This window comes from Pirellulales bacterium, from assembly GCA_019636335.1.
Classification (GTDB): Bacteria; Planctomycetota; Planctomycetia; order Pirellulales; family JAEUIK01; genus JAHBXR01.
This window is the reverse complement of the sequence record JAHBXR010000057.1, coordinates 1-1,694: the sequence shown is the minus strand read 5'-3', so window position 1 is coordinate 1,694 and position 1,694 is coordinate 1. Positions and strand designations below refer to the sequence as shown.

Sequence of the window (1,694 nt, the reverse complement as noted above, 5' to 3'; positions counted from 1 at the left end):
GTGAAACCGGTGGCCGCGCGGAGGCGTTCGATCGAGGCGTACGTCGCCGGCACGTCGCCCGGCTGCATGGCGACGAGCTCGCATGCGGGCTCGCGGCCGAGCGCACGGCCGAGGATAGCGACGAAATCGGTGAGCCCGACGGCAGCGTTGTTGCCGATGTTGTACAGGGCGGCCGGGGCGCCGCCCGGCTCGCGTCGCGGCGGCAGGGCGAGCACGCGCGTCACACCCTCGACGATGTCGTCGATGTACGTGAAGTCGCGTTCCATGCGGCCTTCGTTGAACACCCGGATGGGCTGCCCGGCGAGGATCGCGCGGGTGAACAGCATCGGCGCCTGGTCGGGCCGGCCCCAGGGTCCGTACACCGTGAAGAAACGCAGGCCGGTCACGGGCAGGTCGAACAGATGCGCATAGCTGTGCGCCATCAGCTCGTTGGCGCACTTGGTGGCGGCGTACAGGCTGACCGGACGGTCGACCCGCTGGTCCTCGGAAAAGGGCAGCACGTGCGACGCCCCGTATACCGACGAGCTCGACGCGTACACGAGATGCGCCACGCGCGCGTGGCGGCAGCCTTCGAGCACGTTCGCGAATGCGACGAGATTGTTGCGGACGTAGGCACCGGGGTGATCGAGCGAATGCCGCACGCCGGGCTGCGCGGCAAGGTGGACGACCTCGGTGACGCCGCCGTCGCGAAAGAGGCGCGCGGTGGCGTCACCGTCGGCGAGATCGTGACGGACGAAGGCGAAGCCCGGCGCGTCCTGCAGCGTGGCGAGGCGCGCTTCCTTGAGCGACACGTCGTAGTACGGATCGAAGTTGTCGATGCCGGTGACGCGCTTGCCCTGCGCGAGCAGTGCGTGCGCCACGTGCATCCCGATGAAGCCGGCGGCGCCGGTCACCAGCCATTGACGAGGGTGTGAACGTATTTCCTGGATCGTAGAATTTTCAAGCCATGCAGTCACACCTGCCGTTTCAGCTAGATTCGGGCTCTTCCTGTTTCGAGCAGAGACGAATTCGAGCCAGAGCCTCGGCTTGGCGCTGATTGTAAAGTGGTTGGCCCGGCTCGAGTTCGAAAGCGGCCCCGAAGAAGTCGGCCGCCATTTGCCAGAGTTGGCGGTGACTGTAGAGGTAGCCCAGGAAAGAAAACGTCAACGGGTTGCCGGCAAAGAGCCGTAGGGACTGTAGCCAGAAAGCTTCGGCCTGGTCCATTCGTCCCAATTGAAAGGCGTGAAAGCCCGCGAAGGTCATGAGGTCGTGGCGTTCCGGGCATTCGCTCAGCACCCGCTGGTAGTGACGCAGAGCCTCTCCGTGCTCTCCCCGCTCGCCGGCTACCAGCGCCCGCACATAAGCGGCAAATAACGATTCACCTTCGTTCTCGTCCGGCAGTTCTGGTAGATGTCCCCGGCCCACCAGCTCCAAGGCGCGATCCCACGGATCGTCCAGATTCAAACCGAGGCCGCCTGATGGTGAGCCGCTCGTCTGCCCGCCCGGCACGCGCCGCAGTTGAAAGTCACGGCTCAGTTCGCGTAGCCGCAGAGCTCCAGGCACCGCCCGATAATAGTCAGGGGCTGGAAATTCATGATCCTTACCCAGGTAGACGCATTCAACGGGCAGAGTAGTGCCACTGGCACGATAGTGGCCAAAAACACGGCATGAGAAGGGGCGGATAGCGTAGACTCGACAGCCTTGCGGTCCCAAAT

General features: G+C 64.6%; 2 protein-coding genes. Both read right to left on the bottom strand.

Annotated elements, in window-relative coordinates; genetic code table 11:
• The coding region (locus KF708_24925; GenBank protein MBX3415949.1) for an NAD-dependent epimerase/dehydratase family protein at nucleotides 1–866 on the bottom strand (866 nt) is incomplete at its 3' end.
• Between the two features lie 100 nt (nucleotides 867–966).
• The coding region (locus KF708_24920; GenBank protein ID MBX3415948.1) for a hypothetical protein at nucleotides 967–1,694 on the bottom strand (728 nt) is incomplete at its 5' end.